The following is a 22,508-nucleotide window of genomic DNA, read 5'->3' as shown; positions in this document are numbered from 1 at the left end:
CATGATCAAGCATCCTACAGGAGGAACAACAATGAAAAGCCTCGTCGACCACCTCAGTCAATACGCCGCCTACCACCGCGACCCACGCAATATCGCCAGCCACTTTATCGGCATCCCGCTGATTGTGGTCGCCGTGGCCGTGCTGCTGTCACGCCCCGAATGGGCAGTGGGCGGCCTCTGGCTGTCGCCAGCGGTGCTGCTCGCGTTGTTCTCGGCGTGGTTTTACCTGCGCCTGGAACTGGCGCTGGGCGTGCTGATGACGCTGTTGATGGGCTTGTCGGTGTGGGCCGGGCATGTACTGGCGGCGCAGAGCACGCTGGTGTGGCTCAGCAGCGGCATTGGGATGTTTGTGGTGGGCTGGGTGATCCAGTTTGTCGGCCACTATTACGAGGGCAAAAAGCCCGCGTTTGTGGATGACGTGTCGGGGCTGATCGTCGGGCCGTTGTTTGTGGTGGCGGAGTTGGCGTTTTTGCTGGGGTTGCGCCAGGGGCTTAAGCAGCAAATTGAGCAGCGGTCAGGGCCGGTGGCGGTGCGCGGAAAAAGGGCAGCGGTCTAAGGGTTAATAGAGATCCAATGTGGGAGCCGGGCTTGCCCGCGATGCAGGCACCTCGGTGCTTCAGTCACACCGAGGTGTTGCTATCGCAGCGGTGCGACGATTCGACAAGCCAGCTTCCCCATTGGTTTTTTGCAGGGTGCTTAAGCTTTTTGCCAGACCTTGGGTTTAAAGAACAGGGTCTCGCCACGGGCCAGGCCGGTCAGGCTGTCGTGGTCTTTCACCACTTCAGCCTCGATGAGTTCGCTTTGGCCTTCGACCTTGAGCGTTACCCGAGTGGTAGCGCCCAACGGCCGAATATCACGCACCTCAGCCGCGTGGTGATCCTCCAACTCATGCCGCGACAGCGACACTTCATGCGGCCGGAACAGCACGTGCTTGTCCTCGCCCAGATGCAGACGGTTGGAATCACCCAGGAAGTGGTACACAAAATCGCTGGCCGGGTTTTCGTAGACGTCACCCGGTGAGCCGATCTGTTCGATCACACCCTTGTTCATCACCACAATACGGTCGGCGACTTCCATGGCCTCTTCCTGGTCGTGGGTCACGAATACCGAGGTCAGGTTGATGTCTTCGTGCAGGCGCGCCAGCCAGCGGCGCAGCTCTTTACGCACCTTGGCGTCGAGGGCGCCGAAGGGTTCGTCCAGCAGCAGCACTTTGGGCTCTACCGCCAAGGCGCGGGCCAGGGCGATACGCTGGCGCTGGCCACCGGAGAGTTGCTCCGGGTAGCGATCAGACAGCCAATCCAACTGCACCATGTTCAGCAGCTCGTGCACCTTGACCGCAATCTGGCTCTCGTTCGGGCGCTGGTTTTTCGGCTTCATGCGCAGGCCGAAGGCGACGTTGTCAAACACGGTCATGTGGCGGAACAGCGCGTAGTGCTGGAATACAAAGCCGACGTTGCGATCACGCACGTCGTGGCCGGACACGTCTTCACCGTGGAACACGATGCTGCCGTCATCCGGGGTTTCCAGGCCGGCGATGATGCGCAGCAAAGTGGTCTTGCCGCAGCCGGACGGGCCCAGCAACGCCACCAGCTCGCCACTCTGGATGTCCAGATTGATGCTGTTCAGGGCCTTGAAGGCGTTGAAATTCTTGCTGACATTACGGACTTCAATCGACATGACTTATTCCTCACCGGCGCTTTTGCGCAGGCGGTTGATACGGTTCTCGCTCCACTGCTTGAGCAGCAGGATGAAGAGCGCCAGGATCAGCAACAGGCTCGCGACGGCAAACGCGGCAACGTGGTTGTATTCGTTGTAGAGGATCTCGACGTGCAGCGGCAAGGTGTTGGTCACGCCGCGAATGTGGCCGGACACCACCGACACCGCACCGAACTCACCCATGGCCCGTGCGGTACACAGCACCACGCCGTAAATCAGGCCCCATTTGATGTTCGGCACGGTCACATGCCAGAACATCTGCCAGCCATTGGCGCCGAGCAAGCGCGCCGCCTCTTCTTCCTGGGTGCCCTGCTCCTGCATCAGCGGGATCAGTTCACGGGCCACGAACGGCACGGTGACGAAGATGGTTGCCAGTACGATGCCGGGCAAGGCGAACACGATCTGGATGTCGTGGTCTTGCAGCCATGGGCCGAAGAAACCCTGGGCGCCGAACATCAGCACATAGACCAAACCCGCGATCACCGGCGATACCGAGAACGGCAAGTCGATCAGCGTGACCAGGATGCTCTTGCCACGGAACGAGTACTTGCTCACGCACCACGCGGCGCTGACGCCGAACACCACGTTGAGCGGCACAGAAATCAACACGGCGATTACTGTGAGTTTCAGTGCGGATAGCGCGTCGGGTTCCAGGATGGCGGTGAAGAACGCGCCGAGGCCATTCTTCAAGCCCTGGGACACCACGATAAACAGCGGCAGCAGCAGGAACAGGAAGAACACCAGCCAGCCCAGGCTGATCAGGATGCGCCGGGACACCGCGCTGCCACGACGGGCAGCGTTGGCCGAGGACGCAGCGGAAATAGACGATTGGGACATGTTCCGCGCCTCCTTATGGACGTTCGATGCGCCGCTGCAACAAGTTGATCAGCAGCAGCAAGACAAAGGAAACCACCAGCATCAACACGCCAATGGAGGTGGCACCGCGGTAGTCGTATTGGTCGAGCTTGACCATGATCAGCAGCGGCAGGATCTCGGTTTTCATCGGCATGTTGCCGGCGATGAAAATCACCGACCCGTACTCACCCACGCCACGGGCGAAAGCCAGCGCGAAGCCGGTCAGCCAGGCGGGCAGCAATGCGGGCACGAGGATGTAGCGGAACACCTGCAACGGCTTGGCGCCCAGGCAGGCGGCGGCTTCTTCGATTTCCCGGGGGATATCGGCCAGCACCGGCTGCACAGTGCGCACCACGAAGGGCAGCGTGACGAACGTCAGCGCCAGGGTGATACCCAACGGGCTGTAGGCGATTTTGAAGCCCAGGTCAGCGGCGAACTGGCCGACCAGGCCGGTCGGCGTGTACAACGCGGTCAGCGCAATACCGGCAACCGCCGTGGGCAGGGCAAAGGGCAGGTCGATCATCGCATCGATGATCTTGCGGCCGGGGAAGGTGTAGCGCACCAGCACCCAAGCCAGCAGCGTGCCGATCACGCCGTTGATCAGCGCAGCGTACAAAGCGGTGCTGAAACTCAGTTTCAACGCCGCCAGCACGCGTGGTGCGGAAATAATGGCCCAGAACTGATCCCAAGTGAGTTGAGCGGCGTGTACAAACATCGCCGCCAGGGGGATGAGTACGATCAGGCTGAGGTACACCACGGTGTAGCCCAGCGTCAGCCCGAAGCCGGGTATGACGGGGGAAGTACGACGCGACATAAGAGTCCTTGGTTAAAAGGTAGAAACCACGGTAGGAGCGCGCTTTCTGTGGGGGCCGGCTTTTCTGTGGGAGCCGGACTTGCCCGCGATACAGGCACCTTGGTGTGTCAGTCACACCGCGGTGATGCTATCGCAGCGGTGCGACGATTCGACAAGCCAGCTCCCATAGAAGCCCAGCGCCTACAGAAAATCAGGCCCCTACAGGTACTTTGGCTTACTGCGCCGAGTAAATCTGGTCGAACACGCCACCGTCATTGAAGAATTTCGGTTGGGCAGTTTTCCAGCCGCCGAAGTCTTTGTCGATAGTCACCAGGTCCAGTTTCGGGAACTGCTGGGCGTACTTGGCGGCGACTTTCTCATCGCGTGGGCGGTAGAAGTTCTTCGCCGCAATCTCCTGGCCAGCGGGGCTGTACAGGTGCTTGAGGTATTCAGTGGCGATTTCGGTGTTGCCCTTTTTCTCGGCGTTCTTGTCGACCACCGCCACTGGCGGCTCGGCGAGGATCGACAGGGAAGGCACGACGATGTCGAACTTGTCGGCGCCGCCGTCTTCTTTCAGCGCCAGGAAGGCTTCGTTTTCCCAGGCCAGCAACACGTCACCCTGACCGTTGTTGACGAACGTGATGGTCGAACCGCGAGCGCCGGTGTCGAGAATCGGCACGTGCTTGAACAGTTCTTTCACGTATTCCTGGGCCTTGGCTTCGCTGCCACCGGCTTTGAGGCCGTAGGCCCAGGCGGCGAGGAAGTTCCAGCGCGCACCGCCGGAGGTTTTCGGGTTCGGGGTGATCACGGAAACGTCTTTCTTGATCAGGTCGCCCCAATCCTTGATGCCTTTAGGGTTGCCCTTGCGCACCAAAAACACGATGGTCGAGGTGTACGGGGTGCTGGCGTCCGGCAGTCGGGTTTGCCAGTTTTCCGGCAGGGTCTTGGCCAATTTGGCGATTTCGTCGATGTCGCCGGCCAGGGCCAGGGTCACCACGTCGGCGCGCAGGCCGTCGATCACTGCTCGGCCTTGTTTGCCCGAACCACCGTGGGATTGCTGGATCTTGACGTTGTCGCCGGGGTGGGACTGTTTCCAGTGGTTGGTGAACTCAGCGTTGTAGTCCTGGTACAGCTCACGGGTAGGGTCGTACGAGACGTTGAGCAACTCGTAATCCTTGGCAACAGCGGAACCGGCAAACACGGCGCTGGCCAGTGCGGCCAGGGCGTAACGGCGAATCGACGACATAGAAGGCTCCTGAGAATTCTTGGTGTTGGCTTTTCTTATAGATGCGGGGGTCTATCGCCGTGAGTGCTTAGCTCGGTTTGTTACCCGGGTTTTGCAAACGGAATTTTTCCTTGCGTTCGATCTGTACCACTTGGGCGTTGTGCACAGTGATTTCCACCGCGCCAAACCGCAGGTCGCGCAAGGCGCTCTGGATCTCACGCAAAATGGCTGCTTCGTCCTGGCCGTCGACGCTACGTAGAGATGCGCTCATGGTCTCGCTCCTGAAATGAATAGTGCCTGGCAGTGGCGGCACTGCTTGCGGCGTGAGGGCGATAGTAGATAAGCGCGGATATTCTTAAAAATACTATTTAAGAATGTTTATATAACCAGAAAGAATTTTCTGGCAGGACGTGGGGTTGCGCGGGTTTTCGCGCGCTCGACACGGAAAATAAGCCGTGTCGAGATCCAAAGGTGGGAGCGGGCTTGCTCGCGAATGAGGTGGGTCAGCCACAGATGTATCGACTGACACTGCGCATTCGCGAGCAAGCCCGCTCCCACATTTCACTGTATTTCAGATTGAAAACGCGTCGACTATTGAATGGCAGGCGCACGCTCCCAATCAATTTCACTTGCAGGAATCGGGCGCCCAAACCAATACCCCTGCCCCATATCGCACTCCTGCTCCAACAAGAACCGCGCCTGCTCAACCTGCTCGATACCTTCGGCATGCACCTGCATGCCCATGCTTTTGGCCAGGGCGATCACCACGCGCACAATCGCCGCGTCGTCTTCGTCCCACGGCAACCCGGCGACGAAGCCCTGGTCGATCTTGAGCTTTTGCACCGGCAGGCGCTTGAGGCGCAGCAGCGAGGAATAGCCGGTGCCAAAATCGTCGATGGCCAGGCGCAAGCCCAGCTCACGCAGGCGGTGCAGTTGCTCAAGGGCGACCTCCGGGTCATCCATTACCGCGCTTTCGGTGACTTCCAGTTCCAGGAACGCCGGGTCGAGGCCGGTGGCGTGCAGCACCTGGGCGACTTGCTCGTACAGCTCGCGCCGGGCGAACAGACGGCTGGAAACATTCACCGCAATAAAGCTCAGCGGTGCGCCATCGGCCAGCCATCGGCACATCTGGCGGCAGGCCTGGTCCATCACCCAGGCGTCGATGTCGGCAATCAGCCCGGTACGCTCGGCAATCGGAATGAACTCGCCCGGTGGCACCAAGCCGCGCGCCGGGTGCTGCCAGCGCACCAGCGCTTCGACGCCGACCAGGCGGCTGCCGCGCAGGTCGTACACCGGCTGGTAGTAGACGCGCAGTTCCTGCTGATCGAGGGCGCGGCGCAGTTCGCTGGCGATTTCCACGCGGTTCTGCGCGTGGGCGGTCAGCTCTTCGGTGTACAGCGCGTAGCCTTCGCGCCCGGCGCTCTTGGCCTTGAACAACGCCGAATCGGCATTGCGCAGCAGCTGTTCGGCGCTCAACGCGTCGCTGGGGAACAGGCTGATGCCGATGCTGGCGCTGATAAACAACTGGTTGCCATCAAACACGAACGGCTCCTTCATCGCATCGAGCATGCGCTGCGCGATCGCGGCGGCCTGCACCACCTGTGGACAACTTTCCGCCAGCACAGCGAACTCGTCGCCACCCAAGCGCGCCAAGGTCACGCCGGGGCCGAACAGCCCTTTGAGCCGCTCGCCTACGGCCTTGAGAAACTGGTCGCCAACGTTATGGCCCAGGCTGTCGTTGATGATCTTGAAATGGTCCAAGTCCAGCAACAGCAAGGCACAGCCGCGTTTATGCACTTGCGCCGAGGCCAGCGCCTGCTCGGCACGGTCAGTGAACAACAGGCGGTTGGGCAAGTCGGTGAGCGGGTCGTGGTGGGCGAGGTGCGCCAGTTCGTGCTGGGAATCCTTGATGGCGCTGATATCGGAAAACACCGCAACGTAGTGGCTGACCTTGCCTTGGTCATCGCGGATCACGCGGATGGTTTGCCACTGTGGATAAATTTCACCGCTTTTGCGTCGGTTCCAGATTTCGCCGCTCCATTCGCCCGTTTGCTCCAGGGTCTGGAACATCTGCAGGTAGAAATTCGACGAATGGCGCCCCGACTTGAACAGGCTCGGCCGCTCGCCCATGACGTCCTTGCGGCTGTGGCCGGTGATCTCCATAAACGCCCGGTTGACGTGCACGATCAGCCCGTCGGCGTCGGTGACCAGCACGCCTTCGCGGGTGCAATCGAACACGGCAGCCGCCTGGCGCAGGCGCTCACGATTTTCTTTCAGGGGTTGCTGCACCTGGTGGGTGCGGGCAAAACGCGCGCACAGCAGGTAAATCGCCACCGCGCTCAGGGCCACCCACACATAGTCGCGCAGCTGCAGCCAGCGGACCAACTCCCGTGGGTCATCGAGAAAGTTGATCAATAGGTGGTGGCTGAGCTGAAGCCACACAATGGAAACCAGCAGATATACCAGCCCCACACGCAGGGCACCTCGGTATGAAAACAGCATAGAGTCAGTAATCCTTACCAAAAAACAAAATCGCCCCACAAAGGCTGCGGATTATAGAATAAGAAACATCCAGTCACTTCTATCTGAAAGGGCGGCTGGTTTTCTCTGTAGGCTTAGTGATAATGCGTGAGCTGTTTTTTTCTTTATCTGAGGGCCATACAGCCTATGTGGTACAACGGTTTTCTTGACTTGTCAGCCTGGCAACTGGTTGCAGTCACTCTGTTGATGACCCATGTGACCATCGTTGGGGTCACGGTCTATCTGCACCGCTATTCAGCCCATCGCTCCCTGGAGCTCAATGCCGGCCTGAAACACTTCTTCCGCTTCTGGCTGTGGCTGACCACGGCGCAGAACACCCGCGAGTGGACCGCTATCCACCGCAAACACCACGCCAAATGCGAAACCGTCGACGACCCGCACAGCCCGGTCATCAAAGGCCTGTCCACCGTGTTGCGCAAAGGTGCCGAGCTGTACCGCGCCGAGGCCGAAAACCCCGAAACCCTGCGCATCTACGGCAAGAACTGCCCGGATGACTGGATCGAACGCAAAATCTACACGCCTTACCCGCTGCTGGGCGTGGCGATCATGGGCGTGATCGACCTGCTGCTGTTCGGCACCATCGGCATCACCATCTGGGCGATCCAGATGATGTGGATTCCGTTCTGGGCCGCCGGCGTGATCAACGGCCTGGGGCATGCCGTGGGCTATCGCAATTTCGAATGCCGGGACGCGGCGACCAACCTGGTGCCGTGGGGCATCATTGTCGGCGGCGAAGAACTGCACAACAACCACCACACCTACCCCAACTCGGCCAAGCTGTCGGTGAAGAAGTGGGAGTTCGACCTGGGTTGGGCGTGGATCAAAGTGTTCAGCTTCCTGCGCCTGGCCAAGGTGCAGCGCGTGGCGCCTATCGCGCACCGCGTGGAGGGCAAAGGCCACCTGGACATGGACACCGCCATGGCGATCCTCAACAACCGCTTCCAGATCATGGCCCAGTACCGCAAGTTGGTGATCGGCCCACTGGTCAAGCAGGAGCTGGAAAAGGTCGATCATTCGGTGCGCCACCAGTTCCACCGCGCCAAGCGCCTGCTGTCGCGTGAAACCAGCTTGCTGGATGACCGCCATCACGTGCGCATCCAGAGCCTGCTGGAGCACAGCCAGGCGCTGACAGTGATCTACGAGAAGCGCCTGGCGTTGCAGCAGATCTGGCTGAAAACCAGTTCCAATGGCCACGACATGCTGGCCGCGATCAAGGAATGGGTGCATGAGGCCGAAGCCAGCGGCATCCAGTCACTGCGCGATTTTGCCCATCAATTGAAGACCTATTCGCTGCGCCCTGCAGCGGTCTGACCGGGCATGCACACCCCGCTCGTTCCTGTGGCGAGCGGGCTTGTTGCCACAACAAGCCCGCTCACTAAAACCGACCCATTCAGCACAGGGCTTGGCTTACCACCGGTTTTTGGCGCCATTTCTTAGTTAGCCCGCTCACGGAACTTCACTGCATTTACCCTCTCTCAGAGAACACTTCGCCATCATGGTGAACCCTTGTAGTGACCGCTGCTCCATCCTGCGGCGCGCCCAGAGAGAGTTGTACCGATGGTTCACGAACATCCCTACCTGCCAGATGCCCCTGCTGCCGAGGCTCCCCGCCCGGCCGCGGCGGCAACCCTGTTGGCGTTGATGCATGCCCAGGGTGAAGTCGAACGGTTGAGCGAACGCGAGCAGTTGCTGAGTTCGTTGCTGGTCAGTGTAAATGCCGTGCTGTGGGCCATCGATTGGGAAACGCGCCGTGTGCTGTATGTGAGCCCGGCCTATGAGCGGGTATTTGGCCGTACGGCCGGTTTGCTGCTCGCCGACTACCGCGAATGGCGCAACAGCGTTCACCCCGAAGACCTCGACTATGCCGAACACAGCCTCGCCCGCGTGCTGGAACAAGGCGCCGTGGAGGACCGCGAGTACCGCATCATCACCGCCGACGGGCAAATTCGCTGGCTGAGCGACAAGTGCTATATCAACCAGCAGGTCCAGCCCGGCAAGCCGGTGGTTGTGGTCGGCATGGCCGAAGACATCACCGAAAAGAAACAGATGGAGCTGGAACTGCACCGCCTCGCCACCACCGATGTGCTGACCCAAAGCAGCAACCGCAGGCACTTCTTCGAATGCGCCAACCAGGCCTTCGACAGCGCTTGTGCCCAGGGCGCACCGCTGGCGTTCCTGTTGCTGGACATCGATGATTTCAAAGACGTCAACGACACCTACGGCCATCTGGAGGGCGATCAGGTGTTGCGGCGTATCGCCGAGAGCGGTCGCAGTGTATTGCGCCGTGGCGACCTGTTCGGGCGCATTGGCGGCGAAGAATTCGCCGCCGTACTGCCCGGTTGTGCGCCGCACATGGCGTTGCAGGTGGCCGAGCGGCTGGGCAAGGAAATCCAGGCGCTGAGTTTCAGCTATGAAGGCCGGCAATTCACGGTGACCGTCAGCCAAGGCCTGGCCAACTTGCGCGAAGACGATTCAGCCCTGGACAGCCTGTTCGCGCGGGCTGATGCGGCCATGTATGAGGCCAAGCGCCAGGGCAAGAACCGCGTCATAGCGAGTTAGAACTCGGTCAAAAATGTGGGAGCGGGCTTGCTCGCGAATGCGGTGTGCCAGTCGCCGAAAATATTGACTGATCCACCGCATTCGCGAGCAAGCCCGCTCCCACACTTGATCCTCGTTGCCAGCTAGTTTTTGCGCACTCGCATCAACTCCGACAACCCGACCCTCAGCAACCGCGCAGTCTTGCTCCTCGCCAGCGCCTCAAGCCCTTCGTGCTCGGTCAGGCGCGCCATCTGCGCCGCCAGGTTCATCACCAACGCTTCACGCGAATACACCCCGCCTTCGAGCGAATAGATCGCCGCAATCAACTGGCGCAGCTCCAACGGCAAGCGCCAGCGCGCACGCAATGCCGAGCCGTAGGCCGCACCAAAGGTATCAAGGGACTCACCAATCGCCTCGTCATCCAACGCCCCGCCGCCCTGGCGCCAATCCTCCAGGCAACGCAGCAACGCCAAGTCACCCAGCCGGTGCAGGATGCCGGCGCAGTAACAGCGCTCGTGGTCCAGCTCGAGCAAGCGCGCCAGGCGGCGGGCGTAGTCGGCGGTGTCTTCTGACAACTGCCAGTGGCGCTCGGCATAGTCCACCAGCGCAGGGTCGCCCAGCACCACGTTGTGCTTGAGGGCTAGGCCCAGGATCAAGTTCATGCTCTGCCCGGCCGCCAGCTTGTGCAGCGCAGCCGACAGGGTTTGCACCGGCGTGCCGTGATGCCCGGCGCTGTTGGCGGCGGCGATCAGTACGGCGGTAATCTGTGGGTCCATGCGCACCTGGTCTTCCAGGCGCTTGAGGTCCAGGCCATCAGGTTCAAGGCTGTGTTGCACGGCGGCTTTCACGTCGACGCGCAGCGGCGCGCCGTCGGAGGCTTCGCGGCGCCGCTCCAGGAACACCGGCAAGGTCACGCCAGGCGCCAGCGGCGGAATTTCGCAATACACGCTTTCGCCTTCGTTGAGCAGCAGGTCTTGCAGGCGCTGGGTCAGGCCTTCCATGTTCAGCGGTTTGGTCAGGTACGCGGTAGGCGCCAGCGGCAAGGCTTCGCGCACGCTGGCACTGTCGTTGCGACTGCTCAGCAGGATAAACGGCAGCGAACGGCGCTGCTGGCGTACGTTGCGCAGCAAGCTCAGACCATCGATGCCCGGCAGCTCCCAATCCGCCAGGATCAGGTCGTAGGTTTTTTCTCGCAACAGCGTCGCTGCTTGCTGCCCGTCACCACATACATCCAGCCGTGCGTCGCAGCGCACGTTCAACAACACTTGCTTGAGCAAATCCCGCGACCAAGGGTCCGCTTCAGCAATCAACACTCGGGGTACAGCCGGTAAATCAACAGCAGTCATCCAGCACGCTCCATCGGCAATGCTTGCACCTTAGACAATCAAGCCGCCTACGTACAATGAACAAGGCCTGAATGTGTTGCATCGGCCACAAAAAAACCCGCCGAAGCGGGTTTTTTTTGTCGATCAGGTCAATCCGCTTACAGCTCGGAGAAGCACTCTTCGATGATCGCCAAACCTTTGTCCAACTGCTCGTCCGGCGAGGTCAGCGGAACCAGCACGCGCAACACGTTGCCGTAGGTACCGCACGACAGCAGGATCAGGCCTTTGTCGCGCGCCTTGGCCACCACGGAGGCAACGGCAGCGGCGTTCGGCTTGTGGCTGTCGCCCTCTTCGAACAGCTCCACGGCGATCATCGCGCCCAGGGCACGCACTTCGCCGATCACCGGGTACTTGCCTTGAATGGCTTTCAGGCCGGTTACCAAACGCTCGCCGACCGCTTTACAACGGTCCAGCAGATGTTCTTCTTCGAACACTTCCATCACCGCCAGCGCCGCGGCGCAAGCGATCGGGCTACCGGCATAGGTGCCGCCCAGGCCGCCTGGAGCGATGGCGTCCATGTATTCAGCCTTGCCGCACACACCGGCCAACGGGAAGCCGCCGGCGATGGATTTGGCGAAGGTGGTCAGGTCGGCAGCAACGCCCATCTGTTCCATGGCGAAGAAGGTACCGGTACGGCCAGCGCCGGTTTGCACTTCGTCGGCGATCAGCAGGATGCCGTGCTTGTCGCACAGTTCGCGCAGGCGCTTCATGAAGGTTTTAGGCGCGACGTAGAAACCGCCTTCGCCCTGCACCGGCTCGATGATGATGGCAGCGATATCACGCGGCTCGGCATCGTTCTTGAAGATACGTTCGATGCTGGCGATGGCGTCGTCGTCGCTCACACCGTGCAGTTCGTTCGGGAACAGCGCGCGGAATACGCCGCCTGGCATCAGGCCCATCCCAGCCGAGTAAGGCACGACTTTACCGGTCAAGCCCAGGGTCATCATGGTGCGGCCGTGATAGGCGCCGGTGAAGGCGATCACACCGGCACGGCCAGTGGCGGCGCGGGCGATTTTCACGGCGTTCTCAACGGCTTCGGAACCGGTGGTGACCAGCAGGGTTTTCTTGGCGAAGTCGCCTGGCACCTTGGCGTTGATTTTTTCGCACAGTTCCACGTAAGGCTCGTAGGCCAGTACCTGGAAGCAGGTGTGGGTCAGCTTGTTCAGCTGCGCGGTCACGGCGGCGATGATTTTCGGGTGCACGTGGCCGGTGTTCAGCACGGCGATACCGCCGGCGAAGTCGATGAACTCGCGACCTTCAACGTCGGTCACGGTGGCGTTCTTCGCGGATTCGGCGAAGATCGGGTGAATCTGGCCAACACCGCGCGGTACAGCGGCTTCGCGGCGTTTCATCAGGGATGCGTTGGTCTTGCTCATAAAGTCCTCATTCGCCACTCATCGGGTGGCGTGGTCCAAGGAATACGTGGCGGGGAGGCAACTACGGCAGCATGCGATGATCGACTGCCACAGCTTTCCCGGCCACTACGAATTACGGTTTGAAACACGCAAAGGGACAGCGCTCTCGTGCCCTCTGCGTTTACTGCATGCTCGTGCCTGGCTTAGATGCCCAGGCAGAGGTATTTGATTTCCAGGTAATCCTCGATCCCATACTTGGAACCTTCACGGCCAAGGCCCGAGGCCTTGATGCCGCCGAACGGCGCCACTTCGTTGGAGATCAACCCGGTGTTGACGCCGACCATGCCGTATTCCAGGGCTTCGGCCACACGGAACACACGGCCTAGGTCGCGGGCATAGAAGTAGGACGCCAGGCCGAACTCGGTGTCGTTGGACATCGCGATCACTTCGGCTTCGTCTTTGAAGCGGAACAGCGGCGCCAGTGGGCCGAAGGTTTCTTCCTTGGCCACGGCAGCGTCTTTCGGCACGTTGACCAGGATGGTCGGCTCAAAGAAGTTGCCTTCCATGACCTTGCCACCGGCCAACAGCTTGGCGCCTTTGCTCAGGGCATCAGCGATGTGCTCCTGAACCTTGGCCACGGCTTTTTCGTCGATCAGCGGGCCGGTGGTGGTGCCTTCTTCCAGACCGTTGCCAATCTTGAGCTTGGCCACGGCCACTTTGAGTTTTTCCGCGAAGGCGTCGTACACCGAATCCTGGATGTACAGGCGGTTGGCACAGACGCAGGTCTGGCCGTTGTTGCGGTATTTGGAAATGATCGCGCCTTCGACGGCCTTATCCAGGTCCGCGTCGTCAAACACGATGAACGGCGCGTTGCCGCCCAACTCCAGGGAGACTTTCTTGATGTCCTTGGCGCATTCGGCCATCAGCTGGCGACCGATTTCGGTGGAGCCGGTGAAGGACAATTTACGCACGATCGGGTTGCTGGTCAGCTCGCTGCCGATATCGCCGGCGCTGCCGGAGACCACGCTGAACACACCTTTAGGGATACCTGCACGCTGGGCCAGTTCAGCCAGGGCAAACGCCGAGAACGGGGTTTGCGACGCCGGCTTGAGCACCATGGTGCAACCGGCGGCCAGGGCCGGGCCGGCTTTACGGGTGATCATCGCGGCCGGGAAGTTCCACGGCGTGATAGCCGCGGTAACACCGATCGGCTGCTTGATCACGATCAGGCGCTTGTCCGGCTGATGGCCCGGAATCACATCACCGTAGATGCGCTTGGCTTCTTCGGCGAACCACTCGATAAACGAGGCGGCGTAAACGATTTCGCCTTTGGCTTCAGCCAGTGGCTTGCCCTGTTCTAGGGTCATCAGGCGAGCCAGGTCATCCTGGTTCTCGATGATCAGCTCAAACCAACGACGCAGCTTGTTGGCGCGGTCCTTGGCGGTGAGTGCACGCCAGGCCGGCAGAGCCTTGTCGGCCGCTTCGATGGCGCGGCGCGTTTCGGCCGCACCCATCTTCGGCACAGTACCGAGAATCTCGCCCGTGGCCGGGTTATTGACCTTGATGGTTTGACCGTTGTCCGCATCCACCCAAGCGCCATCAATAAAGGCTTGCTGGCGGAACAACTGGGTATCTTTGAGCTGCATGTCGGCTTTCCTTAACAGCACCGCGCGCACGCGGAGCGAATTAGAGTTGTTGAAAGGCGCCTTGTGGGCTGCCGTCAGGGAAATCAGCCCCAGCACGCGGGAAAAGTGAAAGAGCGCACGGGAGACAGAGCGTTTGAAATCTCAAACGAATCCTAGGATCAATGGGGGTACAGGGCAATAGTCTGTTCGAAAAAAAGAACGAAAACGGCGCATTTACCAGATCTTTCTGATCCGCGTGATTCAGCCGGGTTCCACCGCAGCGACCACTGGCACCCGGCGCAGGGCCTCTGGGGGGCAAATTCCTACCTATAAAGGGCCAAAGACCGGCATGGACGCCCAAGGTCGACATGGGTATGATGTCGCCCGCACAAGCATCCGTAGCTCAGCTGGATAGAGTACTGCCCTCCGAAGGCAGGGGTCGTGGGTTCGAATCCCGCCGGGTGCACCATCTTCTTTCCCTTGTATTACAAGGGGATAGCGCTCCTGACAGAAACCTGTCCTAGTCCTGAAAGTCGTTTTTGCCACAAATTTGCCACACTTGAACGTGGCGGGATTGGTCGAAATGGCAACAATCAGGAATCGTGGCGAGTATCAGTGGGAAGCGCAAATACGCCGTAAGGGCTACCCAGCCCAGCGCAAAACCTTCGAAACCAAATCCGATGCCCAGGCCTGGGCACGCATGATCGAAAGCGAAATCGACCGGGGGATTTTTGTCTCTCGAGTTGAGGCTGAACGCACCGCCTTTCATCAACTCATTGATCGATACATTTCCGAGATCGCACCGAAACACAAAGGCGCGTATTCGGAAACCAAACGTCTGGAAGCGCTCAAGCGTCATCCGCTGGCGACACGCATCGTTGCCACCCTCACCTCTTCAGATTTTGCACGCTACCGCGACGAGCGCCTGAAGATTCGGAAGGGCAATACGGTGAAACGTGAACTCGCACTGTTCCAATGCGTGATTGAGGTCGCTCGCCGCGAATGGGGAATTCATCTTGCCGAGAACCCAGTCAGGATGGTCAGCCGTCCCAGCTACAACGACGAACGCTCGCGGCGGCTCGACCCAATTGAAGAGGAATACATCCTCAACGCCCTGGAGCTTCGTGAGCGCCGTGCTGACGGCACCTATGCCGACGCCTCCCACAATCCATGGATACGGCCCATTGTCCAACTGGCAATTGAGACAGCCATGCGCCGTGGCGAAATTTTCGAGCTGCGCTGGAAGCATGTGAACCTAGATCGCAGGACCGCGCATCTTCCAGCGACCAAGAACGGACTGCCCAGAACCGTCCCGCTTTCACCAAAGGCTATTCAGCTGCTGAAGGACTTGCCGCGCTCGCTGTGCGGTCGAGTCTTCCCCACCACCGCCGACGCTCTCAAGAAGGCCTTTGTGCGAGGCCTGGAGCGAGCGAGGCAGAAATACCTGGGGGATTGTGGGGCGGCGCAGGTAACGCCTCAGGAAGACTTCCTGATCAATCTACGCTTTCACGATCTGCGGCATGAAGCGACATGTCGGCTTGCGACCAAGCTGCCGAATTTGATCGAGCTTGCCAGCGTGACGGGCCATCGGGAGGTGAACATGCTGAAGCGTTACTACAACATCACCGCAGAAGAGCTCGCGGCAAAGCTGGCTTGATCAGACCTATGGCTACTTCTCAGTGGTCAGCTTGGAGCTGACCACTGATCTTGCAACACGCCCGCGCGAACCCAGCATAGGTCTACGAGGCGCTGTTGCCGAGTCAACAATCGCCTCTTGTCGCGGCCCCGTCCTTCAGAAAACCTTTCATCTGTTAAAAAGCTGTCCTAGTGATTGAGCGTCTGATTGGCAAAAGCTGGCCTCACCAGATCAATCGAGCGATAAAGCGATGACAGTAGATTATGAAACCATCCAGAAAATACAGAAGCTTGGCGACGACGTTCTGATTGGCGTGGTTGAAGTTGCGGCGCTGACCGGCTTCAGCGTGCTTACGGTCCGTCAGCGAAAATTGCCGGGGCTTGAGCCTGTACCGGGACTGTCAAGGTTGAGATGGAGACTGGGTGACCTGAGAACTTGGATGCGCACCGGCAACACCGAGAGTCGAGATTCAGCCACCGTCATCGCACCTTTTTCACATCAGAAACGCACAGGGAGGCCCACAAAGAAAGCACAGGTGGAGGGGCGACAATGACCTGTCCTGGCTGGATTCATCTCCTTTGCACCGGGAGCAGTGAGCATGAGTAGACAACGAACCATTCGGGACCAGAATTTTTGGCGCTCCCCACGTTTACTGAATTGCACCACAGAGGACAAAGTTGCTTTGCTTCACCTGTTAACTGCTCCTGACAGCAACATTACGGGCGTGTACCCACTTGTTCCACGCATTGCCGGAGCAGAAATTGGATGGACGGCGGATCAGTGGTTGCAGGTCATCCACCGCCTCCAGGATGAAGACCTAGCCAGGTATGACAACGTGAGACTCATCGTTTGGGTAAAAATCTGGTGGGATCACCACTCTGCTACTCAAGTGACAGGGCCGAAACTACGAGCTAGAGCGTTGGAAGAAATTCGCCGTGTCCCAAGCGAGTGGCTAGACGACTTTCTGAATGACTTCAAAGAAAGACTGAGCGACGACCAGCAGGATTGGATAGATGAATCCCTCCGGCCGCGCTCAAAGCGATACGTAGAAGAGGACTCGATATCACACGGATGCCATATCGATATCGTATCAGCCAATGTCATACCTAACACTAAACCTCAACCCAAACTCTCAACCAAAACACCAACGTCTTTGCCCACCTCTTACGAATTGGATATGTCAGGAATCCCTCCTGAACATCGGACGGATGTCCACAGAGCACTTGTGAAGGCGAAGGTAAGCGGAAAACTTAGACATAGGCCGCAACTCGTAGTCAACGCGATGGCAGAAAATTACCGATCTGCTTCAGGTAAACCGCATAACGCCATGGCCTTAACTCTGTATCTGTCCGAGAATCTGAATGGCGGTAACGAAGTGAACTAGGTTTGTCTGAAGCCAACTCAAACGGGGAGGATGAATGCCATGGCTAGAAGGGGTCGTGCCGCTGTTGAGCGAATAATCCTCCAAGCTCGGATATGGGGGTGGGATATGTCCTGGTCGTTCAGCATGGCCACGCGGACCGATACAAGAACAATCGGCCACCATTATTCAGAGCATACTGTGATCAGGCTTTACGGCTCCATTCGATACCCCGAAACATTCAAATACCCGACCCTAGAATGCTACCTATACGTTGATCCACTGCTCCTAAGCGAAAAGTCGGTTCCTCTCTGCATCGGCTCCATGCAGGCGACGGGTAGTAGGCTTATCGCATATGTCGCCGTTCACAATGATCGTTTCAACAGCTTGGTCACCGCTGCTAATCGACTTGTTGCCCTGGAGATAAATGCGGAGCCGTTGAAATACCGCAAAGCCAAGGTGATGGGTATCCACCTAAGCACCGAGCTGGAGTCTGATTGGTGATGGTTTTTTGATCATAGGGGCGCTAGTGTCCGGCGCCCGTGCACTAGCTCTGCCCCGGTAGAGAGAAACGTATGTCGAGGCCAAAAATCCTCATTCCTCGTCGAAGTAATCGCTATCCAATTTCGGCAGTTTGAGAAGCCGAGACGTTACCCCAACCTCATGGTCCATCATGAGGTTGACCAAGCGGATGCCGTCCACCAGCACCATGCCTTCCACTGAGCGGACAAAGTCGATGCCTTGAGCAGTGAAGCCCGAAGTAGTGATAAAGACCCCTCGCTTAGCCTTTTGCCCAGCAAGTGCTCCATAGAACGCTTGCAACTCGGGACGGCCTACAGTGCCTTGCCAGCGCTTTGCTTGGACATAGACTTTTTCCAGTCCGAGCTTATCAAGCGAAATTACGCCGTCAATTCCGCCATCTCCGCTTCCACCAACACGCTGCAAGTCGTTTCGGCTAGCCCCGTAGCCAAGGCTGTGCAACACGTCGAGAACAATGACTTCAAAGCGGTTGGGGCTGACTTGTAGCAGGTTATCCAGTAGATCTGCAGCTGTCGCATTGCGTAGCTCACGCAGAGCCTGCTCCAACCGATCGTCTGGGCTTACAGTTGCTGATATCGGTGTGTCTGCCCCCTGATCACGTTCATCTAGCGGGACAGCATCGGAGGCGCTCCTAAGCTTCACGTCCATGAAGCCGATGGCAAGTTGTTCAACCTGATCCGTAGTGAGCGGTGAAGGGTGCTGCTTGGAATAAACAACGCCAGCTTCGGTTAGCTTCCAGTAGCCTCGTTTGGCGCTGGAGGATAATCCTGCGCGTTTGAGACGGTCATGAGCCCATCCTGCGCGGTTCTTATAGGTCGCTTGTCCACTCGCAATCAGCTCTTGAAGCTGTGGTTCGGATAAATTCAAAGCCCGGGCCGCAGCTTCATGCGCGTCGCGTGCTGTCGCACCTTCCGGATTAGCCGCTAGGTAACGCAAGATCGGCTCAATGAATTTGTCGTATGTAGGAACGGACATCAGGATTCCTTTCACTTGGTTGCTAACGTGGGAAAATGCAGTAAGCAGCATATTATTCGGAGCCATCGGTGACTTCGAGGCCTATTGAGCTTGCTAGCTCTCGCGCTTCTGAATCTACTCGTAAACGGCTTGCTACTGCTTGCGCTCGCTCCTTCTCTTTGGCCAGATACTCCTGGGTGAAGCACTCAAAAATCTGCTCCTGAGTCAGGCTTGGCGCCGATATCTGGCGCTTGCGCCTGTTCAGAATTTTGCGGGCGCTGAGTTGGGCCGCCTCCCGCAGATATGCCCCGAATAGAAGATCGCGAAAAACCCATTCAGAGATCCATCCCTTCGCGAATGCCCAAAACAACAACCGATGGTAGGTATCCCAGGCCATGCGCGAATGGCCACTCACATAACGTCGCAGGATTCGACCGTCGGCGTCCCTAAAACCATAAATCCCAAGCTCAGTAAGCAATCGCTCCAGCTTGACCTTGGACATGCCCGACTTCAGAGCAATACCGGAGAACAGGTACTCGACCATATCCACAGGAACGCGGACAACGAAATTTTTCCTACCGGTATCCTCATGACGCTTAATCTCGCGAAAGACGAACTGGAAGGCTTCTGTTGGGTCGATGTCCGGATGAGATAGCTGCATTTCGATATTGTTTGGCTAATGGGCGCAGCTGTCAAAGGAGTGCCCAACAGGTCAGCCAATACAAGTTCGGCACTGGAAACGCGAAACCCACGAAACTTGGAAGCTCACCAAAGTGCTATGTCGCACGTCTGATACTTTGAGCGCCGCACAAAATGAGCCCGGTAAATCATTCGAGCACATCATCCAAGGTGAATTGATGCACATCGCTCCACAATGATCCCGGTGCGGAAAAAACATAGTGGAATGAATCCAAAGGACAACTGCTGCCTACTACCGCCCATGCAGAGCCTGGGCAATAGCAGGCAGCCTGACCATTAACGATTACGACCTCGAGATACTCTATGAAACGTACGATCTCCGCGATGAAAACGGCGACCCGCTTGCCGCTTCTCGCGAAAATCGTTCAACACGTGAGGAGCTATTTTCCTCTCACGAACGCTGGCGGGGCGATACGCTGTCGGCGCTGCATAGGATCGGCAGAGTCACGCAGAACGTCCTTAATGCGCTGAGCAGAAATCTCAAGTTCTTCAGGGGAGGCATTCTGGATTGCACGAATCAACCGCTCACGATTGGAGCGCTTCATACGCATAATCTCGGCGAAGCTACTTTCGTCGTCACTGGGTTGTTCCATAACAACCTCCAAGGCATCTTGAGATGCATCACCGGAGAACTAAACTGCAGTGTCAAATAGCTCTCTCAGATTCGTCACTTTAGCGCTTGTGCTTCCGCATCACCACAACCGTCCAAAAATCGCCTCACGCTTATCAACGTCAAGCGTGCACACATGCTGCTTACCTCCTAGCTCTGTGTTAGAAAGTCGCTCAAGGTTAGGGGCAATTCGGTAAATCCTAGCCGTCGCTCTACCGTCTTTCTCGCCGTCCAATCGTCGTATCCTCAGCCGCTGATGGATGATGTTTTTTTGCTTATGTAATTGTTTTGAATTCGTGTTTTTTTCGTCCCCATAGCGTCCCCTCAATGCCAATGCCTCTTTCATCCTAGCTGTAACCGAGTGATGCAAAACTTATCTAAATACGGAAAGGAAAGACTAGGACAAGGTAGGGTTTGCTATACCGCCAGTACCTGGCGCCTCACAACCGGCGCGCACCAGTCGTTCCACTCCCTCTGCATTGCCTACCGTCCCTGCTCAGGGCAAGCCCCGAGCCCCCGACACCTGGAATAGGAAAGCTTATGAGCCGTAGCGGACGACGCCGACGCACAGGTTGGCTGCCGGCAATTCGTTGCTTTGAGGAAGAAGAAGCACTGGTATGCGAAAAAGCCCACGACAGCGGAATGAGTGTTGGTCAGTTCGTGCTGGCCGCCGCACCGAAGCGACAGACCAGAAGCAAAATTGACTCCCACGTAATCAATGAGCTGCAGCGCCTAGGTGGCCTTCAAAAGCATCTTTTCACAGAGGGCAACGGCGCGCTTTCCAAAGAGTCCGCAAACGTCTTGGTTGAGATTACCGAGGCCATTAAGCGTATAGGGTGTTGAGGTAAACCCGTTGGCGCCTTGGTGACTTACAGCTCTGTCCTTATCTCATGCAATGCCAGGACTTCGTACTCTGCTAGACCATGACTGCGCAGCTCCAACCCTGCAATAGAGCTGAGCACTTGATGCTCGACTTCCTGTTGCTCCAACAATCTTCCCAACAAGATGATCTCTCCGCCCGCCTCCAGCTTACAAAGCTGCTCTGGACAGTCAAACGCCCAACGATCAAGTATTTTCCAGCCACGGGCGTTATAAGACGGAGAGCGCAGAACAGATTCAAGGGTCGCACGCGCCAACACATTGGCAGCGATAGATAACGGCAAGCTGTTACTGAGCATACGAGTCTCCAATCTTACGAAGGTGTGTAATCATTCTTATGTTTTGTGCCATCGAGGAAGAGCGGAATCCACCTTTTTTCTTAAGCTCTCTGACGTGCTGAACAGAGAATCCGAGGGCAAAAAGGGTGGCAACATCATCGCGTGCCAGGGCCAGATTAGCCGAGCGCATCATCGCATTCGCCTGCTCCAGTCGAATGATATCTGCCAGCACAGGAGTGCTTCTGACGGGATTGCTCATGATTGCTCCTACTGAATGATGAACTGACTCTCAGGAACGGTAGTCCAGCGCCGCCACTAGGTGCCGAGCAAGGTATCGAGTCTAGCCTCAGTATTGAGTACCTCTGTCGGCCTCATAACGAGGCTGAACACAGGAACATCAAGATTGCTGGTCAGCAGCTCCAACCGATGATTGTGCTTCCCTACCGGGACGATCCGCCAAGAATTAATTTCATCGAACCTAAAAAAATGCTCTGCGCCTTTGACTGGATAGGCCAACAGTCTACGTGCAGATCCATCGATACCCAGGTAGGCATCGTTAATCTTTGCGAATACTTCGAGCTGCGGTTGAAAACCCGCGCTCTGGAAACCTGCAACCAGTTGCTTCAGCTTCTCTGCATAGCGTTGGTTAACACGCCAAAACAACCAACCCCCTCCGGCGAAGTAGAAAGCCAGGGCCCAGAACAACCATCGAACGGCCGGATCAGCACCGCCAGAAAACCCCAAAAGGAACGGCAGGTTGAAACCGCACAAAACCACCACAACCAGCAGCAACGCACCGACCGGCAGACCTCCAACAATCCATAGCACTCGCAATAGTTCCCAAATCTGCCTCATCACTTTTCCTCCAGCTAATATTCAGCAAGAAAATATCTGATAATCAGATATCTTAAAAGCAGATATAGCTTAGCAAGCCGCCCCTCCAGATATGCGGCCATGACCAAAGCGATCTATCGACGTGAGCACGAAATTTTTCTTCAAGTGCTAAAACACATGCGCGTCGAGTCCGAAATGACTCAAGCACAGTGCTCTGCTGCCCTGGGGAGGCCGCAATCGTTTATGAGTGATGTCGAGCGAGGAGTCCGAAGGCTCGATATCGTTCAGCTTCGCGATCTTTGTCTCGTTCTTAAGACTGATCTCTCAAGCTTTTCCAGAACGTATGAGCAAGCCCTTAAAGAGGGGTAATACATCCCAATCCTGATTGTATCCAGCAGGACAAACCGGCAGAGATCGCCCCTAAGCGACTTTTCCCGAGGGCAGCAATCGGCCGGTACTGTTGAAAAAGTCGACTTTGGTTTCCACGGCAGAAAAGTACGCTTCAGAGATTGAAATCCTTACTTTTGGCTGAGGCTTCCGGGCTCATATTTTACGTAGCCGCGAGCAAAAATGGCGTTTTGCCCAGTCAATTTCCGGACAGTTCGAGCGGAGCGACTTTTTCAACACTATCGGCCAAAAGCAGCCAGCCAAAAGCGTCTAGGAAATCATGGGGCGACGCACTCAG

24 protein-coding genes and 1 tRNA gene are annotated in these 22,508 nt (G+C 57.8%); 10 read left to right on the top strand and 15 right to left on the bottom strand.

What is annotated here, in order from left to right:
* The first annotated feature begins 31 nt into the window (after nt 1–31).
* On the top strand, nt 32–556 hold the full coding sequence (locus tag K0P33_RS02245; RefSeq protein ID WP_094951096.1) for an Mpo1-like protein: 525 nt from the start codon (nt 32–34) through the stop codon (nt 554–556).
* Between the two features lie 140 nt (nt 557–696).
* Here the strand turns inward: K0P33_RS02245 and K0P33_RS02240 are convergent, their stop codons facing one another.
* The 6 genes from K0P33_RS02240 to dibA all read right to left on the bottom strand — a co-directional run bounded on the left by K0P33_RS02240 (nt 697) and on the right by dibA (nt 7,091).
* Nucleotides 697–1,677: a sulfate ABC transporter ATP-binding protein gene (locus tag K0P33_RS02240; RefSeq protein WP_028615256.1), complete on the bottom strand. Its 981-nt coding sequence runs from the start codon at nt 1,675–1,677 to the stop codon at nt 697–699.
* Between the two features lie 3 nt (nt 1,678–1,680).
* Entirely contained in the window at nt 1,681–2,553 is an 873-nt protein-coding gene (gene cysW / locus K0P33_RS02235) for a sulfate ABC transporter permease subunit CysW (RefSeq protein WP_094951095.1), read from the bottom strand.
* Between the two features lie 13 nt (nt 2,554–2,566).
* Entirely contained in the window at nt 2,567–3,385 is an 819-nt protein-coding gene (cysT, locus tag K0P33_RS02230; protein ID WP_094951094.1) for a sulfate ABC transporter permease subunit CysT, read from the bottom strand.
* Nucleotides 3,386–3,599: 214 nt separating this feature from the next.
* Nucleotides 3,600–4,610, bottom strand: coding sequence for a sulfate ABC transporter substrate-binding protein (locus K0P33_RS02225; RefSeq protein WP_242153851.1), 1,011 nt, complete (start codon nt 4,608–4,610; stop codon nt 3,600–3,602).
* Between the two features lie 67 nt (nt 4,611–4,677).
* A complete protein-coding gene (oscA, locus tag K0P33_RS02220) occupies nt 4,678–4,860 on the bottom strand; it encodes a sulfur starvation response protein OscA (protein WP_003170956.1) in 183 nt (60 codons plus the stop codon).
* A gap of 320 nt (nt 4,861–5,180) precedes the next feature.
* On the bottom strand, nt 5,181–7,091 hold the full coding sequence (gene dibA / locus K0P33_RS02215; RefSeq protein WP_242153849.1) for a phosphodiesterase DibA: 1,911 nt from the start codon (nt 7,089–7,091) through the stop codon (nt 5,181–5,183).
* Nucleotides 7,092–7,256: 165 nt separating this feature from the next.
* Between dibA and desA the strand changes: the two genes are divergently transcribed.
* Together desA and K0P33_RS02205 are read left to right on the top strand one after the other, a co-directional pair.
* Nucleotides 7,257–8,441 (top strand): delta-9 fatty acid desaturase DesA, encoded by a 1,185-nt coding sequence (desA, locus tag K0P33_RS02210; RefSeq protein WP_094951091.1) that lies wholly within the window; start codon nt 7,257–7,259, stop codon nt 8,439–8,441.
* Nucleotides 8,442–8,687: 246 nt separating this feature from the next.
* Nucleotides 8,688–9,689, top strand: coding sequence for a sensor domain-containing diguanylate cyclase (locus tag K0P33_RS02205; RefSeq protein ID WP_242153847.1), 1,002 nt, complete (start codon nt 8,688–8,690; stop codon nt 9,687–9,689).
* A gap of 122 nt (nt 9,690–9,811) precedes the next feature.
* On the opposite strand, the gene K0P33_RS02200 is transcribed toward K0P33_RS02205, so the two are convergent.
* The 3 genes from K0P33_RS02200 to gabD all read right to left on the bottom strand — a co-directional run bounded on the left by K0P33_RS02200 (nt 9,812) and on the right by gabD (nt 14,054).
* The gene (locus K0P33_RS02200; RefSeq protein WP_242153845.1) at nt 9,812–11,014 is read right to left on the bottom strand and encodes an HDOD domain-containing protein; all 1,203 of its coding nucleotides are present in this window, start codon (nt 11,012–11,014) and stop codon (nt 9,812–9,814) included.
* Between the two features lie 137 nt (nt 11,015–11,151).
* On the bottom strand, nt 11,152–12,429 hold the full coding sequence (gabT, locus tag K0P33_RS02195; RefSeq protein ID WP_242153843.1) for a 4-aminobutyrate--2-oxoglutarate transaminase: 1,278 nt from the start codon (nt 12,427–12,429) through the stop codon (nt 11,152–11,154).
* A gap of 182 nt (nt 12,430–12,611) precedes the next feature.
* Nucleotides 12,612–14,054, bottom strand: a complete 1,443-nt coding sequence (gene gabD, locus K0P33_RS02190; RefSeq protein ID WP_242153841.1) for an NADP-dependent succinate-semialdehyde dehydrogenase — start codon at nt 14,052–14,054, stop codon at nt 12,612–12,614.
* Between the two features lie 371 nt (nt 14,055–14,425).
* Between gabD and K0P33_RS02185 the strand changes: the two genes are divergently transcribed.
* The 5 genes from K0P33_RS02185 (at nt 14,426) to K0P33_RS02165 (ending at nt 17,533) form a co-directional block, all read left to right on the top strand.
* Nucleotides 14,426–14,502: transfer RNA gene (locus tag K0P33_RS02185), tRNA-Arg, on the top strand.
* 114 nt (nt 14,503–14,616) lie between these two features.
* Complete coding sequence (locus K0P33_RS02180; RefSeq protein ID WP_242153840.1) at nt 14,617–15,690, top strand: site-specific integrase; 1,074 nt, start codon at nt 14,617–14,619, stop codon at nt 15,688–15,690.
* A 229-nt stretch (nt 15,691–15,919) separates the two neighbouring features.
* A complete protein-coding gene (locus K0P33_RS02175; protein ID WP_242153838.1) occupies nt 15,920–16,222 on the top strand; it encodes a hypothetical protein in 303 nt (100 codons plus the stop codon).
* A 45-nt stretch (nt 16,223–16,267) separates the two neighbouring features.
* Entirely contained in the window at nt 16,268–17,053 is a 786-nt protein-coding gene (locus K0P33_RS02170) for a hypothetical protein (RefSeq protein ID WP_242153836.1), read from the top strand.
* Nucleotides 17,054–17,158: 105 nt separating this feature from the next.
* Complete coding sequence (locus tag K0P33_RS02165; protein ID WP_242153834.1) at nt 17,159–17,533, top strand: hypothetical protein; 375 nt, start codon at nt 17,159–17,161, stop codon at nt 17,531–17,533.
* Between the two features lie 90 nt (nt 17,534–17,623).
* On the opposite strand, the gene K0P33_RS02160 is transcribed toward K0P33_RS02165, so the two are convergent.
* The 3 genes from K0P33_RS02160 to K0P33_RS02150 form a co-directional block, all read right to left on the bottom strand.
* Nucleotides 17,624–18,544, bottom strand: a complete 921-nt coding sequence (locus K0P33_RS02160) for a restriction endonuclease (RefSeq protein WP_242153832.1) — start codon at nt 18,542–18,544, stop codon at nt 17,624–17,626.
* Nucleotides 18,545–18,596: 52 nt separating this feature from the next.
* The gene (locus K0P33_RS02155) at nt 18,597–19,184 is read right to left on the bottom strand and encodes a hypothetical protein (RefSeq protein WP_242153830.1); all 588 of its coding nucleotides are present in this window, start codon (nt 19,182–19,184) and stop codon (nt 18,597–18,599) included.
* Between the two features lie 418 nt (nt 19,185–19,602).
* A complete protein-coding gene (locus tag K0P33_RS02150) occupies nt 19,603–19,815 on the bottom strand; it encodes a hypothetical protein (RefSeq protein ID WP_242153828.1) in 213 nt (70 codons plus the stop codon).
* 557 nt (nt 19,816–20,372) lie between these two features.
* Here K0P33_RS02150 and mobA point away from each other — a divergent pair.
* The gene (mobA, locus tag K0P33_RS02145) at nt 20,373–20,675 is read left to right on the top strand and encodes a plasmid mobilization protein MobA (RefSeq protein WP_242153826.1); all 303 of its coding nucleotides are present in this window, start codon (nt 20,373–20,375) and stop codon (nt 20,673–20,675) included.
* Nucleotides 20,676–20,701: 26 nt separating this feature from the next.
* Here the strand turns inward: mobA and K0P33_RS02140 are convergent, their stop codons facing one another.
* The 3 genes from K0P33_RS02140 to K0P33_RS02130 are packed head-to-tail and all read right to left on the bottom strand — an operon-like array spanning nt 20,702 to nt 21,844.
* Nucleotides 20,702–21,010, bottom strand: coding sequence for a hypothetical protein (locus K0P33_RS02140; protein WP_242153824.1), 309 nt, complete (start codon nt 21,008–21,010; stop codon nt 20,702–20,704).
* Nucleotides 21,000–21,248: a hypothetical protein gene (locus tag K0P33_RS02135; RefSeq protein WP_242153821.1), complete on the bottom strand. Its 249-nt coding sequence runs from the start codon at nt 21,246–21,248 to the stop codon at nt 21,000–21,002. Before K0P33_RS02135 ends, K0P33_RS02140 begins: the two co-directional genes overlap by 11 nt.
* Before the next feature lie 56 nt (nt 21,249–21,304).
* Nucleotides 21,305–21,844: a hypothetical protein gene (locus K0P33_RS02130; protein ID WP_242153819.1), complete on the bottom strand. Its 540-nt coding sequence runs from the start codon at nt 21,842–21,844 to the stop codon at nt 21,305–21,307.
* 99 nt (nt 21,845–21,943) lie between these two features.
* On the opposite strand from K0P33_RS02130, the gene K0P33_RS02125 reads away from it, so the two are divergent.
* Nucleotides 21,944–22,192, top strand: coding sequence for a helix-turn-helix transcriptional regulator (locus tag K0P33_RS02125; RefSeq protein ID WP_242153817.1), 249 nt, complete (start codon nt 21,944–21,946; stop codon nt 22,190–22,192).
* The last annotated feature ends 316 nt before the right edge of the window (nt 22,193–22,508 follow it).

The sequence above is a fragment of the Pseudomonas sp. ArH3a genome (assembly GCF_022648765.1).
Taxonomy (GTDB): Bacteria; Pseudomonadota; Gammaproteobacteria; order Pseudomonadales; family Pseudomonadaceae; genus Aquipseudomonas.
The sequence above is the reverse complement of the archived record's forward strand: the minus strand, read 5'-3'. Positions and strand labels throughout refer to the sequence as shown.